The sequence below is a fragment of the Streptomyces sp. NBC_01335 genome (genome assembly GCF_035953295.1).
Classification (GTDB): domain Bacteria; phylum Actinomycetota; class Actinomycetes; order Streptomycetales; family Streptomycetaceae; genus Streptomyces.
In genome coordinates this window covers 1,219,927-1,234,819 of sequence record NZ_CP108370.1, presented here as the reverse complement: position 1 = coordinate 1,234,819, position 14,893 = coordinate 1,219,927, and the positions used below count along the sequence as shown (strand labels likewise).

Annotated in this window: 13 protein-coding genes; 11 read left to right on the top strand and 2 right to left on the bottom strand. The window is 70.5% G+C overall.

Annotation, left to right across the window (positions count from 1 at the left end):
• Positions 1–114: 114 nt before the first annotated feature.
• The 8 genes from ruvC to OG599_RS04920 all read left to right on the top strand — a co-directional run bounded on the left by ruvC (position 115) and on the right by OG599_RS04920 (position 9,326).
• A complete protein-coding gene (gene ruvC, locus OG599_RS04955) occupies positions 115–648 on the top strand; it encodes a crossover junction endodeoxyribonuclease RuvC (RefSeq protein ID WP_327174715.1) in 534 nt (177 codons plus the stop codon).
• The gene (gene ruvA, locus OG599_RS04950; protein WP_327174714.1) at positions 645–1,268 is read left to right on the top strand and encodes a Holliday junction branch migration protein RuvA; all 624 of its coding nucleotides are present in this window, start codon (positions 645–647) and stop codon (positions 1,266–1,268) included. The genes ruvC and ruvA overlap by 4 nt, the downstream gene beginning before the upstream one ends.
• 32 nt (positions 1,269–1,300) lie before the next feature.
• The gene (ruvB, locus tag OG599_RS04945; RefSeq protein WP_327174713.1) at positions 1,301–2,395 is read left to right on the top strand and encodes a Holliday junction branch migration DNA helicase RuvB; all 1,095 of its coding nucleotides are present in this window, start codon (positions 1,301–1,303) and stop codon (positions 2,393–2,395) included.
• Positions 2,396–2,561: 166 nt separating this feature from the next.
• Positions 2,562–3,011: a preprotein translocase subunit YajC gene (gene yajC, locus OG599_RS04940; RefSeq protein ID WP_327174712.1), complete on the top strand. Its 450-nt coding sequence runs from the start codon at positions 2,562–2,564 to the stop codon at positions 3,009–3,011.
• 147 nt (positions 3,012–3,158) lie between these two features.
• On the top strand, positions 3,159–4,970 hold the full coding sequence (secD, locus tag OG599_RS04935) for a protein translocase subunit SecD (RefSeq protein WP_327174711.1): 1,812 nt from the start codon (positions 3,159–3,161) through the stop codon (positions 4,968–4,970).
• 1 nt (position 4,971) lies between these two features.
• Complete coding sequence (secF, locus tag OG599_RS04930; RefSeq protein WP_327174710.1) at positions 4,972–6,084, top strand: protein translocase subunit SecF; 1,113 nt, start codon at positions 4,972–4,974, stop codon at positions 6,082–6,084.
• Positions 6,081–6,629 carry an adenine phosphoribosyltransferase gene (locus OG599_RS04925; RefSeq protein ID WP_327174709.1) on the top strand — a complete coding sequence of 183 codons (549 nt, stop codon included), beginning with the start codon at positions 6,081–6,083 and terminating at the stop codon, positions 6,627–6,629. The genes secF and OG599_RS04925 overlap by 4 nt, the downstream gene beginning before the upstream one ends.
• A gap of 159 nt (positions 6,630–6,788) precedes the next feature.
• The gene (locus OG599_RS04920; RefSeq protein ID WP_327174708.1) at positions 6,789–9,326 is read left to right on the top strand and encodes a RelA/SpoT family protein; all 2,538 of its coding nucleotides are present in this window, start codon (positions 6,789–6,791) and stop codon (positions 9,324–9,326) included.
• Positions 9,327–9,416: 90 nt separating this feature from the next.
• On the opposite strand, the gene OG599_RS04915 is transcribed toward OG599_RS04920, so the two are convergent.
• Complete coding sequence (locus OG599_RS04915) at positions 9,417–10,646, bottom strand: DUF349 domain-containing protein (protein ID WP_327174707.1); 1,230 nt, start codon at positions 10,644–10,646, stop codon at positions 9,417–9,419.
• A gap of 268 nt (positions 10,647–10,914) precedes the next feature.
• Entirely contained in the window at positions 10,915–11,712 is a 798-nt protein-coding gene (locus OG599_RS04910; protein WP_327174706.1) for a peptidylprolyl isomerase, read from the bottom strand.
• Between the two features lie 219 nt (positions 11,713–11,931).
• Here OG599_RS04910 and OG599_RS04905 point away from each other — a divergent pair, with 219 nt between their 5' ends.
• From OG599_RS04905 to OG599_RS04895, 3 genes are all read left to right on the top strand, one after another.
• Entirely contained in the window at positions 11,932–12,618 is a 687-nt protein-coding gene (locus OG599_RS04905; RefSeq protein ID WP_327174705.1) for an MBL fold metallo-hydrolase, read from the top strand.
• Positions 12,619–12,632: 14 nt separating this feature from the next.
• On the top strand, positions 12,633–13,895 hold the full coding sequence (gene hisS, locus OG599_RS04900; RefSeq protein ID WP_327174704.1) for a histidine--tRNA ligase: 1,263 nt from the start codon (positions 12,633–12,635) through the stop codon (positions 13,893–13,895).
• A 358-nt stretch (positions 13,896–14,253) separates the two neighbouring features.
• Entirely contained in the window at positions 14,254–14,886 is a 633-nt protein-coding gene (locus OG599_RS04895) for a vitamin K epoxide reductase family protein (protein WP_327174703.1), read from the top strand.
• Positions 14,887–14,893: the final 7 nt, after the last annotated feature.

The following is a 14,893-nucleotide window of genomic DNA, read 5'->3' as shown; positions in this document are numbered from 1 at the left end:
GCGGTACGCGGCACGGGCCGACGGGGACACACCCCCGTCGGCCCGTCGCGTTGTCGGAGCCGCCCGATAGCCTGCCAGAACAGTTGACCGAGCGGTGAGGACAGGGGGCGTTCCGTGCGCGTACTCGGCGTGGACCCGGGGCTGACCCGGTGCGGCGTCGGCGTCGTCGAAGGCGTCGCCGGCCGCCCGCTGACCATGATCGGCGTCGGCGTGGTGCGCACCCCGCCCGAAGCCGAGCTCGGCGACCGCCTGGTCGCGATCGAGCGCGGCATCGAGCAGTGGCTCGACGCGCACCGCCCCGAACTCGTCGCCGTCGAGCGTGTGTTCAGCCAGCACAACGTCCGTACGGTCATGGGCACCGCCCAGGCCAGCGCGGTCGCCATGCTCTGCGCCGCCCGGCGCGGCATCCCCGTCGCCCTGCACACCCCCAGCGAGGTCAAGGCCGCCGTCACCGGCTCCGGACGCGCCGACAAGGCGCAGGTCGGCGCCATGGTCACCCGGCTGCTCCGGCTCGACGCCCCGCCCAAACCCGCCGACGCCGCCGACGCCCTCGCGCTCGCGATCTGCCACATCTGGCGGGCCCCCGCGCAGAACCGGCTCCAGCAGGCCGTCGCCGCCCATCGCACGCTGAAAGGCCGCACCGCATGATCGCCTTCCTCTCCGGCCCGGTGGCCGCCCTCTCCCCGGCCACGGCCGTCATCGAGGTCGGCGGCGTCGGCATGGCCGTCCAGTGCGCCCCGCGCACCCTGGCCGATCTCCGGATCGGCCAGCAGGCCAGGCTCGCCACCTCCCTCGTCGTGCGCGAGGACTCCCTCACGCTCTACGGCTTCGCCGACGACGACGAGCGCCAGGTCTTCGAACTGCTCCAGACCGCCAGCGGAGTCGGCCCCCGGCTCGCCCAGGCCATGCTCGCCACCCACAGCCCCGACGCGCTGCGCCAGGCCGTCTCCACCGGCGACGAGAAAGCCCTGATGGCCGTCTCCGGCATCGGCAAGAAGGGCGCCCAGAAGCTCCTGCTGGAGCTCAAGGACCGGCTCGGCGCCCCCCGCGGCGCCCACATCGGCCAGCAGGCCCCCGCCGCCGCCGTCGCCGACTGGCGCGAGCAGCTCCAGGCCGCCCTGATCGGCCTCGGCTACGCCGCCCGCGAGGCCGACGACGCGGTCTCGGCCGTCGCCCCGCAGGCCGAGGCGGCCCTCGCGGACGGCGTCCGGCCCCCCGTGCCGCAGCTGCTGCGCGCCGCCCTCCAGACCCTCAACCGCACCCGCTGACCGGCACCGACCCCCGAGGCAGGACTGACCCGATGAACTGGGACGAGACCGGACCCGACACCGACGAGCGGGCGGCCGACGCGGCGGCGGCGTACGACGACCGGCTGGTCACCGGCGTCGCCGACGGCGAGGACACCGCCGTCGAAGCCGCCCTGCGCCCCAAGGACCTCGACGAGTTCGTGGGTCAGGAGAAGGTCCGCGAACAGCTCGACCTCGTCCTCAAGGCCGCCCGCGCCCGGGGCGCCACCGCCGACCACGTGCTGCTGTCCGGGGCACCCGGTCTCGGCAAGACCACTCTTTCGATGATCATCGCCGCGGAGATGAACGCGCCCATCCGGATCACCTCCGGGCCCGCCATCCAGCACGCGGGCGACCTCGCCGCGATCCTCTCCTCCCTCCAGGAGGGCGAGGTGCTCTTCCTGGACGAGATCCACCGCATGTCCCGGCCCGCCGAGGAGATGCTCTACATGGCGATGGAGGACTTCCGCGTCGACGTCATCGTCGGCAAGGGCCCCGGCGCCACCGCCATTCCCCTCGAACTGCCGCCCTTCACCCTGGTCGGCGCCACCACCCGGGCCGGCCTGCTGCCGCCCCCGCTGAGGGACCGTTTCGGCTTCACCGGCCACATGGAGTTCTACGCCCCCGCCGAGCTGGAACGCGTCCTCCACCGCTCCGCGGGACTCCTCGACGTGGCCATCGACACCGCGGGCGCCGCCGAGATCGCCGGCCGCTCCCGGGGCACCCCCCGCATCGCCAACCGTCTGCTGCGCCGGGTCCGCGACTACGCCCAGGTCAAGGCGGACGGCGTGATCGACCGGGGCATCGCCGCAGCCGCCCTCCAGGTGTACGAAGTCGACGCCCGCGGACTCGACCGGCTCGACCGGGCCGTCCTCGGCGCCCTGCTGAAGCTCTTCGGCGGCGGTCCCGTCGGCCTCTCCACCCTCGCCGTCGCGGTGGGGGAGGAGCGCGAGACGGTCGAGGAGGTCGCCGAGCCCTTCCTCGTACGCGAAGGACTGCTGGCCCGCACCCCGCGCGGAAGGGTGGCCACACCGGCTGCCTGGGCCCATCTGGGACTCGTTCCGCCGCAGCACGGAGCAAAGGGACAAGCAGGCCTGTTCGGGGCGTGATGCGTCACAGCTTGACCATTTGCGGAACCGGGGTGCGATGCTGGGCGTTGTTCCAGCGATGCGGACTCGCTTAGACTCCGCCGATGCCGCCCTTAAAGGTCGGTGTACCCACCCCCGTAGATACAGGCCGCATTTTCAGCGCGGTCGTGCGAAGGAAATGCGTCCTGTGAGTCTCCAGCTTCTTCTCCCCGTGATCCTGATCTTCGGCGTCATGTTCATGATGACCCGGTCCCAAAAGAAGAAGCAGGAGGCTGCTTCCCAGATGCGCAACGAGATGCAGCCGGGGACCGGCGTCCGCACGATCGGTGGCATGTACGCCACGGTCAAGGAGATCCAGGAGGACACCGTCCTCCTCGAGGTCGCTCCCGGCGTCCACGCGGTCTACGCGAAGAACGCCATCGGCGCCGTCCTGGACGACGCGGAGTACAACCGCATCGTCCACGGCGACACCGAGGAGCTCGACTCCCCGAGCGTTCCGGACGACGCCTCCTCGCTCACCGACGGCGACGAGAAGATCGACCTGGAGAAGAAGTCCGTGGCCGACGACTCCGACGCCGAGGCGAAGGACGTCGAGGCGAAGGACACCAAGGACGACGGCGACACCGGCGCGAAGTAGTCGCACGGCACGGGGACACCGCCCGCCCCACCGGGGCACGGTCTCCCCGGTACGTCCGGTCTTCTGCGGGGGCGGGTCCCCACAACACTTCGTGGCCGCTCGGGCGCGTACCCGGCGCGGAGCGGTTGGACAGGGAGAAACGAAAAGGTGGCAGCACCGAAGAAGGGCCGAGGGCCGGCCGGTGGCGGTCAGGGAAGGCCGGGGCGTTCCCTGGCTCTCATCCTGATCGTCATGGTCGCGCTCGCTGGCGGGATGTTCCTGTCCGGCCACACCACTCCGAGACTGGGCATCGACCTGGCGGGCGGAACCTCGATCACGCTCCAGGCCAAGAGCCAGCCCGGCAAGCCGGACGCGATCAACGAGACCAACATGAACACCGCGGTCGGCATCATCGAGCGCCGTGTCAACGGTCTGGGTGTGTCCGAGGCCGAGGTTCAGACCCAGGGCTCCAGCAACATCATCGTGAACATCCCGAAGGGGACCAACTCCGAGCAGGCCCGGAAGCAGGTCGGTACGACCGCCCAGCTGTTCTTCCGGCCCGTTCTGACCGTCGAGGCCGGCGGCTCCGACGCCACCCCCTCGGCCTCCGCCACCCCCTCGGGCAGCGCCTCGCCGAGCCCCTCGGCGTCGGCTTCCGCTTCCGCGAAGGCCACGGACGGCGAGACGGCCGAGGACAGCGGGAAGTCCGACTCCTCGCCCTCGCCGAGCGCCACCACCCAGGGCCGCGCCGTCACCGGAGCGCTGACCGAGGACGCCACTCCGAGCGCCTCGGCCTCCGCGAAGGCGACCGCCGCCGCCACGGACGACGCCGCCGCGACCGACACCGCGTCGCCGAGCGCCTCCGTCGACCCGGCCACCGCGAAGCTCCAGGCCGAGTTCGCCGCGCTCGACTGCTCCGACCCGAAGCAGCGGGCCGCCGCCGGCCAGAACGCCAAGGACACGGACACGATCGTCGCCTGCGGTTCCAACACTCCGGGCACCTACGAGAAGTACGTCCTCGGCCCGGCCGCGGTCTCCGGCAGCGACGTCGACAACGCCCAGGGCACCTTCGACCAGACCGCCGGTCAGTGGATCGTGTCGATGGAGTTCACCTCCGGCGGCGCCAAGAAGTTCAACAAGATCACGTCGACGCTGTCCCAGCAGACCTCGCCGATGAACCAGTTCGCCATCGTCCTCGACGGCGAAGTGGTCTCCGCGCCCTCGGTCGCCAGCGCGCTCAGCGCCAACGCCCAGATCTCGGGCAGCTTCACCCAGCAGGAGGCCGAGGACCTCGGCAACATCCTGTCCTACGGTGCCCTGCCGCTGACCTTCAAGGAGGCGAGCGTCACCACGGTGACCGCCGCCCTCGGTGGTGAGCAGCTCCAGGCCGGCCTGATCGCCGGTGCCATCGGTCTGGCGCTGGTCGTCATCTACCTCGTGGCGTACTACCGCGGCCTCGCGACCATCGCGCTGCTGAGCCTCCTGGTCTCGGGCATCCTCACGTACACGATCATGGCCCTGCTCGGCCCGGGCATCGGCTTCGCGCTGAACCTGCCGGCGGTCTGCGGAGCCATCGTGGCCATCGGTATCACCGCCGACTCGTTCATCGTGTACTTCGAACGGGTGAGAGACGAGATCCGTGAGGGACGCACCCTGCGGCCCGCCATCGAGCGCGCCTGGCCGCGCGCCCGGCGCACCATCCTGGTCTCCGACTTCGTGTCGTTCCTCGCCGCCGCCGTGCTCTTCGTGGTCACCGTCGGCAAGGTCCAGGGCTTCGCGTTCACGCTCGGCCTCACCACCGTGCTCGACGTCGTCGTGGTGTTCCTCTTCACCAAGCCGGTCATGACGCTGATGGGCCGCACGAAGTTCTTCTCCAGCGGTCACCCGTGGTCCGGGCTGGACCCGAAGCGGCTCGGTGCCAAGCCGCCGCTGCGCCGCTCGCGTCGTGTCAACTCCTCCACCGACCCGAAGGAGGCGTGAGATGTCGCGACTCGGCAGCATCGGCGCCCGGCTCTACCGAGGCGAGCTCGGCTACGACTTCATCGGTAAGCGCAAGATCTGGTACGGCGTCTCGATCCTGATCACCATCACGGCCATCCTCGGCCTGGCGGTCGGCGGCCTGAACATGGGCATCGAGTTCAAGGGCGGCGCGGTCTTCACGACCGACAGCAAGGCCAAGATCTCCACCTCCCAGGCCCAGGAAGCGGCCGTCAAGGCCTCCGGCCACGAGGCGATCGTGCAGGAGCTCGGCAACGGCGGTCTGCGCATCCAGATCACCGAGGTCGACACCGCCAAGGCCGACGGCATCAAGACCCAGCTCTCCGACGACCTCGGCATCCCCGCGTCGAAGATCAACGCCGACCTGGTCGGCCCGAGCTGGGGCGAGCAGATCGCCAACAAGGCCTGGACGGGCCTCGGGATCTTCATGGTCCTCGTGGTGGTCTACCTGGCCATCGCCTTCGAGTGGCGGATGGCCGTCGCCGCCCTCGTGGCGCTGATCCACGACATCACCATCACGGTCGGTGTCTACGCCCTGGTCGGCTTCGAGGTCACCCCGGGCACCGTGATCGGTCTGCTCACCATCCTCGGTTACTCCCTCTACGACACGGTCGTCGTCTTCGACTCCCTCAAGGAGGGCCAGAAGGGGATCACCAAGCAGACCCGGTTCACGTACAGCGAGATCGCCAACAAGTCGATCAACGGCACGCTGGTGCGTTCCATCAACACCACCGTGGTCGCGCTCCTCCCCGTCGCCGGTCTGCTCTTCATCGGTGGCGGCGTCCTCGGCGCCGGCATGCTGAACGACATCTCGCTGTCGCTGTTCGTCGGTCTCGCGGCCGGCGCGTACTCCTCGATCTTCATCGCCACGCCGCTCGTGGCCGATCTCAAGGAGCGCGAGCCGCAGATGAAGGCGCTCACCAAGCGCGTTCTCGCCAAGCGGGCCGCCGCCGCGGCCAAGGGCGAGTCCGAGGACGACGACGAGCCGCAGGACACCGTCACCGCGGGCGCCGGAGCCGGCTCCTCCGCCTCGGTGATCGGGCAGCGTCGCGAGCCCGGTGGCAGCAACGGCCGCGGTCAGGGGAAGCGTCGATGACCACCACCGAATCCGTCCGGGAGCTGCTGCTCAGCCGCATCCGTGACGTACCCGACTACCCGAAGCCCGGTGTCCTCTTCAAGGACATCACCCCGCTGCTCGCGGACCCGGTCGCCTTCTCGGCGCTGACCGACGTCCTCGCGGAGCTGTGCGTCAAACACGGCGCCACCCGGATCGTCGGCCTCGAAGCGCGCGGGTTCATCCTCGCCGCGCCCGTCGCCGTCCGGGCCGGGCTCGGCTTCATCCCCGTACGCAAGGCCGGAAAGCTGCCCGGAGCGACGCTCCGCCAGGCCTACGACCTCGAGTACGGAACCGCCGAGATCGAGGTGCACGCCGAGGACATCACCGCCGGCGACCGGATCATGGTCATCGACGACGTCCTCGCCACCGGCGGCACCGCCGAAGCCTCGCTGGAACTCGTCCGGCGGGCGGGCGCGGAGGTCGCGGGCGTCGCGGTCCTCATGGAGCTCGGCTTCCTCGACGGCCGCAGCCGTCTGGAGCCCGCCCTCCAGGGGGCTCCGCTGGAGGCACTGATCACCGTCTGACCGGCCGACGAACGGTTGGTACGACCACGCGCGGGCACCCGGGGAACAAACCGGGTGCCCGCGCGCGTTGTCAGGGCTTCCACGGTCCCCGGACGAGGAGCCACCGGTGGCTCGATACCATGGCCTTCCGGGTAGTCCGGATACGCACGAGGAGTGCCCTTGCCAGACGAGGCCAACGCAGCCGGAGCGCCGCAGCCGGAGAAGCCCGCGGCGGGTTCCGCCGCGCCCTCTCCCGCGGGCGAGACCCCCGGGGGACCCGGGACGCCGCCCGCCGCACCGGACGCCACCGGGCCCGAGAAACGGCCCGCTCCCGCCCTTCCGGCGCCGCCCGCCTCGAAGAACCCGGCCAGGCCCGTGAAGCCGGCCACCCCCGCGGGTCAGCCCGCCCGCACCGGCGGCTCCTCCAACCGGGTACGCGCCCGCCTCGCCCGACTGGGCGTACAGCGCTCCAGCCCGTACAACCCGGTCCTGGAACCCCTGCTGCGCACCGTGCGGCAGAACGACCCCAAGATCGAGACGGCCACGCTCCGGCAGATCGAGCGGGCCTACCAGGTCGCCGAGCGCTGGCACCGGGGGCAGAAGCGCAAGAGCGGCGACCCGTACATCACGCACCCGCTCGCGGTCACCACGATCCTCGCCGAGCTGGGCATGGATCCGGCCACCCTGATGGCGGGGCTGCTGCACGACACCGTCGAGGACACCGAGTACGGCCTGGACACCCTGCGCCGCGACTTCGGCGACCAGGTCGCGCTGCTCGTCGACGGCGTGACCAAGCTGGACAAGGTGAAGTTCGGCGAGGCCGCCCAGGCCGAGACCGTCCGCAAGATGGTCGTCGCGATGGCCAAGGACCCCCGCGTCCTCGTCATCAAGCTCGCCGACCGGCTGCACAACATGCGCACCATGCGGTACCTCAAGCGGGAGAAGCAGGAGAAGAAGGCCCGCGAGACGCTGGAGATCTACGCTCCGCTCGCCCACCGCCTGGGCATGAACACCATCAAGTGGGAGCTGGAGGACCTCGCCTTCGCGATCCTCTACCCGAAGATGTACGACGAGATCGTCCGTCTCGTCGCCGAGCGCGCGCCCAAGCGCGACGAGTACCTCGCCATAGTGACCGACGAGGTCCAGTCCGACCTGCGGGCCGCGCGCATCAAGGCCACCGTCACCGGCCGCCCGAAGCACTACTACAGCGTCTACCAGAAGATGATCGTGCGAGGCCGTGACTTCGCCGAGATCTACGACCTGGTGGGCATCCGCGTCCTCGTGGACACCGTCCGCGACTGCTATGCGGCACTCGGCACCGTGCACGCGCGATGGAACCCGGTCCCCGGCCGGTTCAAGGACTACATCGCGATGCCCAAGTTCAACATGTACCAGTCGCTGCACACCACGGTCATCGGCCCCAGCGGCAAGCCCGTCGAACTCCAGATCCGTACGTTCGACATGCACCGCCGCGCCGAGTACGGCATCGCCGCGCACTGGAAGTACAAGCAGGAGGCCGTCGCCGGGGCGTCCAAGGTCCGCACCGACGTGCCCAAGAGCACCAGCGGCGGACGCAGCCAGGACACCGTCAACGACATGGCGTGGCTGCGCCAGCTCCTGGACTGGCAGAAGGAGACCGAGGACCCCAGCGAGTTCCTGGAGTCCCTCCGCTTCGACCTCTCGCGCAACGAGGTCTTCGTCTTCACGCCCAAGGGCGACGTGATAGCGCTGCCGGCCGGTGCGACCCCCGTCGACTTCGCGTACGCCGTCCACACCGAGGTCGGCCACCGGACGATAGGAGCGCGCGTCAACGGGCGGCTCGTACCGCTCGAATCGACGCTCGACAACGGCGACCTGGTGGAGGTCTTCACCTCCAAGGCGGCCGGCGCCGGACCCTCCCGGGACTGGCTCGGCTTCGTCAAGTCGCCCCGGGCAAGGAACAAGATCCGCGCCTGGTTCTCCAAGGAGCGCCGCGACGAGGCCATCGAGCAGGGCAAGGACGCCATCGCCCGCGCGATGCGCAAGCAGAACCTGCCGATCCAGCGCATCCTGACCGGCGACTCCCTGGTCACCCTCGCGCACGAGATGCGCTACCCCGACATCTCGTCGCTGTACGCGGCGATCGGCGAGGGCCACGTCACCGCCGCCGGTGTCGTGCAGAAGCTGGTGCAGGCCCTCGGCGGCGAGGACGCCGCCAACGAGGACCTCGCCGAGAGCGCGCCGCCCTCGCGCGGCCGGAGCAAGCGCCGGGCGAACAACGACCCCGGGGTCGTCGTCAAGGGCGTCGACGACGTCTGGGTCAAGCTGGCCCGCTGCTGCACCCCCGTGCCCGGAGACCCCATCATCGGGTTCGTCACCCGGGGCAGCGGCGTCTCGGTGCACCGCGCGGACTGCGTGAACGTCGAGTCGCTGTCGCAGCAGCCGGAGCGCATCCTCGACGTCGAGTGGGCGGCGACCCAGTCCTCCGTCTTCCTGGTCGCCATCCAGGTCGAGGCGCTGGACCGCTCGCGGCTCCTCTCGGACGTCACCCGCGTCCTGTCCGACCAGCACGTCAACATCTTGTCGGCGGCCGTGCAGACCTCCCGCGACCGGGTGGCCACCTCCCGGTTCACCTTCGAGATGGGCGACCCGAAGCACCTGGGCCACGTCCTGAAGGCCGTACGCGGCGTGGAGGGCGTCTACGACGTCTACCGCGTCACCTCGGCCCGGCGGCCGTGAGCGAGTGACCGAGCACGGAAAAGGGGCTCCTCGTACGCGAGACGCGTACGAGGAGCCCCTTTCCGTGTCACGGCGAGGACGGGCTGACCGTCAGCCGCCGAACTCCTCCAGGCCCTTCAGCGCCTGGTCGAGCAGCGCCTGCCGGCCTTCGAGCTCGCGGGCGAGCTTGTCGGCACGGGCGTTGTTGCCCGAGGCGCGGGCGGTGTCGATCTGGCCGCGCAGCTTGTCCACGGCGGCCTGGAGCTGACCGGTCAGCCCAGCGGCACGCGCACGCGCCTCCGGGTTGGTCCGGCGCCACTCCGACTCCTCGGCCTCCTGGAGCGCCCGCTCCACGGCGTGCACCCGGCCCTCGACCTTCGGCCGGGCGTCGCGCGGCACGTGACCGATGGCCTCCCAGCGCTCGTTGATGGACCGGAAGGCCGCACGGGCCGCCTTGAGGTCCGTCACCGGCACCAGCTTCTCGGCCTCGGTGGCGAGCTCCTCCTTGAGCTTGAGGTTCTCGCCCTGCTCCGCGTCCCGCTCGGCGAAGGTCGCGCTGCGGGCGGCGAAGAAGACGTCCTGGGCGCCGCGGAAACGGCCCCACAGCTCGTCCTCGGCCTCGCGCTGGGCGCGGCCCGCCGCCTTCCACTCCGTCATCAGATCGCGGTAACGGGCCGCGGTGTCGCCCCACTCCGTCGACCCGGAGAGCGACTCGGCCTCGGCGGCCAGCTTCTCCTTGACCTTGCGGGCCTCCTCGCGCTGGGCGTCCAGCGAGGCGAAGTGGGCCTTGCGGCGCTTGGAGAACGCGGACCGGGCGTGCGAGAAGCGGTGCCACAGCTCGTCGTCCGACTTGCGGTCGAGCCTCGGCAGGCCCTTCCACGTGTCGACGAGAGCCCGCAGCCGCTCACCGGCGGAACGCCACTGCTCGCTCTGCGCCAGCTCCTCGGCCTCGGCGACCAGCTTCTCCTTGGCCTGCTTGGCCTCGTCGGTCTGCTTCGCCTTCTGGACCTTGCGCTCCTCGCGGCGCGAGTCGACCGTCGCGACGAGCGCGTCCAGCCGGGTGCGCAGCGCGGCGAGGTCACCCACGGCGTGGTGCTCGTCGACCTGCGTCCGCAGGTGGTCGATCGCCGCCGTCGCGTCCTTGGACGACAGGTCGGTGGTCTTCACCCGCTTTTCGAGGAGGCCGATCTCGACCACCAAGCCCTCGTACTTGCGCTCGAAATAGGCCAGCGCCTCCTCGGGCGTACCGGCCTGCCACGATCCGACGACCTGCTCGCCCTCGGAAGTACGCACGTACACGGTGCCCGTCTCGTCGACACGGCCCCACGGGTCGCTGCTCACAGCGCCTCCTCCACCTGATACCTGCGAGGGGGTGGGCCCCCCCGGGCATCGTCCACAGTTTCCTGGGGCGGGCCGCGCCCGCCCTGCACCACGCCAATCTAGGCGACCGGCGGCCCGGCTGTCCGCACTCAGCGCGGCTGGATTTCTCCGTTCCGGGCCGGTCCGGGCCCCTCCGGGCGTTCGTACCGGGCATTCTCGACAACTCCGACAACACGGAGCCCCGGCCACCGGGTCGACCGGCCGCCGGGGCTCCGCGGAGCGGTCTGGCTCACTCCTTCGCGACGGTCACCTTCGACACGTTCACGGCCTTCTTCGGCGCACCGTCGGTGGCACCGCCGTCGACGCCGGCCTTGGCGATCTCCTGGACCGCCTTCAGCGAGGCGGCGTCCATCGTGCCGAACGGGGTGTACGTCGGGGGCAGCTTGGAGTCCTTGTACACGAGGAAGTACTGGCTGCCGCCGGTGTGCGCCTGGCCCGTGTTGGCCATGGCGACGGTGCCCGCCGGGAACGTCACCTTGCCGTCGGCGCCCGCCTTGCCGAGGGCGGTGAGGTTCTCGTCCGGGATGGTGTAGCCGGGACCGCCGGTGCCGTCGCCGTTGGGGTCGCCGCACTGGAGGACGAAGATGCCCTCCGTCACGAGGCGGTGGCACTTCGTACCGTCGAAGAACTTCTTGTCGGCGAGGTACTTGAACGAGTTCGTCGTGTGCGGGGTCTTCGACGCGTCCATGGTGAACTTCAGGTCGCCCTGGTCGGTCTTGACGTCCATGGAGTACTTGGCCGTCTTGTCGATCGTGACCTCGGGCTCGGGCGCCGCGCTCTCGCTGGCGGACGGCGACGGCGACGCGGACGCGGGCGCGCTCGCGGCGGCCTGGGCCTTCTTGTCGCTGTCGTCGTCGTTCCCCACGGTCACGTAGGTGACCACGCCTATGACGACAACCACGGCAACCGCGGAGGAGATGATCGCGGTGAGCCGCCGCGTGCGCCGGCGCGCTTCCTCCCGCCGCTGCTGCTGCCGCTCGTACTTCTCCCGGGCGAGCTGCCGCCGCCGCTGATCGCTGCTGACCACCGGATGGTCTCCTTGTACGTTCGTATGGGTGGGGCCTGGGCTGCCCGTACCGTATATGGGTTAGCTGTGGAATGAGGAGCGCCGGTAGGCTCTGATCTGCCGCGCAGGCTGTCGCGGCCCCGTTTCCACCGGACTGACCGCCGGACGGACACCGGACGAAACCACCGGCGCATGCCGGACCGAACACCGGATCGACGCCGGACCGAACGAAGGACGATCGTGCTCATTGCCGGGTTTCCCGCCGGGGCCTGGGGGACCAACTGCTATCTGGTCGCCCCCGCCGCCGGCGAGGAGTGCGTGATCATCGACCCGGGCCACCAGGCCACGCAGGGAGTCGAGGACGCGCTCCGGAAGCATCGGCTCAAGCCCGTCGCGGTCGTGCTCACCCACGGACACATCGACCACGTCGCCTCGGTCGTCCCGCTCTGCGGCTCCCACGACGTGCCCGCCTGGATCCACCCCCGGGACCGCTACATGATGAGCGATCCGGAGAAGGCCCTCGGCCGCTCCATCGGGATGCCGATCATGGGCGAGCTGACCATCGGCGAGCCGGACGACGTGAAGGAACTCACCGACGGCGCGCGTCTGGAGCTGGCCGGACTGGAGTTCGGCGTCGCGCACGCACCCGGCCATACGAAGGGGTCGGTGACGTTCAGGATGCCCGAGGCCGGCGACGTACCGCCGGTCCTCTTCTCGGGCGACCTGCTCTTCGCCGGCTCCGTCGGACGCACCGACCTGCCCGGCGGCGACCACGCCGAACTGCTCGAGTCGCTGGCCCGCGTGTGCCTGCCGCTCGACGACTCGACCGTGGTGCTGTCCGGCCACGGCCCCCAGACCACCATCGGCCGCGAGCGCACCACCAACCCGTTCCTGAACGGGCTGGACGCGCCGCGCCGCGGAATGTGACGAGAGATCTTCCTGTGAGTACTTTCCAGGCCCCCAAGGGCACCTACGACCTCATCCCGCCGGACTCCGCGAAGTTCCTGGCGGTCCGTGAGGCCATCTCCGCCCCGCTGCGCAGCTCCGGCTACGGCTACGTCGAGACCCCGGGCTTCGAGGACGTGAACCTCTTCGCCCGCGGCGTCGGCGAGTCCACCGACATCGTCACCAAGGAGATGTACACCCTCACCACCAAGGGCGGCGACGAGCTCGCGCTGCGCCCCGAGGGCACCGCCTCCGTGCTGCGCGCCGCGCTGGAGGCCAACCTCCACAAGGCCGGGAACCTGCCGGTGAAGCTCTGGTACTCCGGCTCGTACTACCGCTACGAGCGTCCGCAGAAGGGCCGTTACCGCCACTTCTCGCAGGTCGGTGCCGAGGCCATCGGTGCCGAGGACCCGGTGCTCGACGCCGAGCTGATCATCCTGGCCGACCAGGCGTACCGCTCGCTGGGGCTGACTGGGTTCCGCATCCTGCTGAACTCGCTCGGCGACAAGGAGTGCCGCCCGGTCTACCGCGAGGCGCTCCAGGGCTTTCTGCGCGATCTCGACCTCGACGAGGAGGCCCGCCGCCGCATCGAGCTCAACCCGCTTCGGGTGCTCGACGACAAGCGGCCCGAGGTGCAGAAGCAGCTCGGCGGCGCCCCCAAGCTCGGCGACTACCTCTGCGACGCCTGCAAGGCGTACCACGAGGAGGTGCGCGGCCTGCTGACCGCCGCCGAAGTCGCGTACGAGGACGACGAGAAGCTCGTCCGCGGCCTCGACTACTACACCCGCACCACCTTCGAGTTCGTCCACGACGGTCTGGGCTCGCAGTCGGCGGTGGGCGGCGGCGGCCGGTACGACGGCCTCTCCGAGATGATCGGCGGCCCCGCGCTGCCGTCCGTCGGCTGGGCGCTCGGCGTCGACCGCACGGTGCTGGCGCTGGAGGCCGAGGGCATCGAGCTGGACATCCCCGCCGCCACCAGCGTGTACGCGGTACCGCTGGGCGAGGAGGCCCGCCGGGTGCTCTTCGGCGTGGTGACCGCGCTGCGCAAGGAGGGCATCGCCGCCGACTTCGCGTTCGGCGGCCGTGGGCTCAAGGGCGCGATGAAGAGCGCCAACCGCTCGGGGGCGCGGTACACGATCGTCGCCGGTGAGCGCGACCTCGCCGAGGGCCTGGTCCAGCTCAAGGACATGGAGTCGGGCGAGCAGACGGCGGTGCCGCTGGACGGGATCACCGACGCGGTGCGCGCGCGCCTCGCCTGAGCGACGCGGCGGTACGTACACGGAGGGGCGGCACGGTCGGACGACCGGGGCCGCCCCTCTTCCCGTGTCGGCGCCCCCGGGCCGCGCCCTCGCCGGGTCCACGTCCCTCCGCAGTCAACCCCGCGTTCCGTGCGTCATTCGCCAGGGCGATGCCGGTGCGCGTACGCGGCGGGGGCGGGTGACGTTCCGGTTCGTCCCGCCGGACGCGTTCCGCCACGCCAGAGCCGTGAACCCCGCCCGTCCCGGGGGAAAGAGCGTCCGGCCGTCGCACGTCCTTATGCGGATCGAACGGAAGACCCGAACGGTGGTACGGCAGAATGACCGTGCCCGGTCGGACACTCAGCGATGGAACGGCGATATGACGACTGCAGCGGTAGATCACCACTCCTCGACCCAGGCCGAGAGCGGTGGAAGGACCATCGGGAGCGGCCGCGCCCTCGCGCTGCTGCTGGTGATCACGGGGGCGGCCGGACTGCTGGCCGCCTGGGTCATCACCATCGACAAGTTCAAGCTCCTGGAAGACCCCGGCTTCACCCCGGGCTGCAGCCTCAACCCGGTGGTCGCCTGCGGCAACGTGATGAAGAGCGAGCAGGCGTCCGCCTTCGGGTTCCCGAACCCGATGATCGGACTCGTCGCCTACTCCGTGGTGATCGGCATCGGCATGGCGCTGCTCGCCGGAGCCCGGTTCCGCTCCTGGTACTGGCTCGGCCTCAACGCCGGCACCCTCTTCGGCGTCGGCTTCTGCACCTGGCTCCAGTACCAGTCGCTGTACAACATCAACTCGCTCTGCCTCTGGTGCTGCCTCGCCTGGGTCGCCACGATCTTCATGTTCTGCTACGTCACCATCCACAACGTGAAGCACCGCATCCTGCCCGCGCCGTCCTGGCTGCGGAACGGCCTGGTCGAGTTCCACTGGGCGCCCCCGGTGCTCTGGATCGGCATCATCGGCATGCTGATCCTGACCCGCTGGTGGGACTTCTGGACCAGCTGACCGGCCC

Coding starts and splice junctions, on each gene's coding strand:
- ruvA (WP_327174714.1), top strand. CDS start 645: ATGATCGCCTTCCTCTCCGGCCCGGTGGCCGCCCTCTCCCCGGCCACG.
- ruvB (WP_327174713.1), top strand. CDS start 1,301: ATGAACTGGGACGAGACCGGACCCGACACCGACGAGCGGGCGGCCGAC.
- secF (WP_327174710.1), top strand. CDS start 4,972: ATGTCGCGACTCGGCAGCATCGGCGCCCGGCTCTACCGAGGCGAGCTC.
- OG599_RS04925 (WP_327174709.1), top strand. CDS start 6,081: ATGACCACCACCGAATCCGTCCGGGAGCTGCTGCTCAGCCGCATCCGT.
- OG599_RS04895 (WP_327174703.1), top strand. CDS start 14,254: ATGACGACTGCAGCGGTAGATCACCACTCCTCGACCCAGGCCGAGAGC.